Origin of the sequence: Eikenella sp. Marseille-P7795, assembly GCF_916618725.1 — a bacterium.
Lineage (GTDB): Bacteria > Pseudomonadota > Gammaproteobacteria > Burkholderiales > Neisseriaceae > Eikenella > Eikenella longinqua.
In genome coordinates this window covers 1-474 of the sequence record NZ_CAKAJZ010000008.1, presented here as the reverse complement: position 1 = coordinate 474, position 474 = coordinate 1, and the positions used below count along the sequence as shown (strand labels likewise).

Annotated in this window: 1 protein-coding gene; it reads left to right on the top strand. The window is 64.8% G+C overall.

Features of this window, described 5'->3' with window-relative positions; translation table 11 throughout:
- Positions 1 to 461: tRNA (adenosine(37)-N6)-threonylcarbamoyltransferase complex dimerization subunit type 1 TsaB (gene tsaB, locus LG371_RS10360; protein ID WP_225748432.1), on the top strand; the 461-nt coding region annotated here is incomplete at its 5' end.
- Positions 462 to 474 lie beyond the last annotated feature (13 nt).

Sequence of the window (474 nt, the reverse complement as noted above, 5' to 3'; positions counted from 1 at the left end):
ATCTGTCCCAGGAGAAACCCGCCAACCGCCAATCCGAGCTCATCCTGCCGCAGATTGCCGCGCTGCTGGCAGAAGCCGGGCTGGCCGTGGCCGATTTGGGCGCCATCGCCTATGCCCAAGGCCCCGGCGCCTTCACCGGCCTGCGCATCGGCGCCGGCGTGGCGCAGGGTTTGGCCGCCCCGTTCGGCATCCCGCTCATCCCCGTTCCCTGCCTCGACGCCGTCGCCTCGCTCTGCCCCGGCCAAGCCGCCGTGCTGGCCGCCACCGACGCGCGCATGGGCGAAGTGTTCTACGCCTGGTTCGACACCCAAATATGGCAACGCTTAAGCCCCTATCACGTGGGCAAAGCCGCCAGCATCAGGCTACCTGAAAACATCAGGCTACCTGAAAAAAATATGCCCGGCCAAAACTCAGGCAATCCGTTTTCAGGTAGCCTGATGCTGGCGGCTTTGCCCACGTGATAGGGGCTTAAGC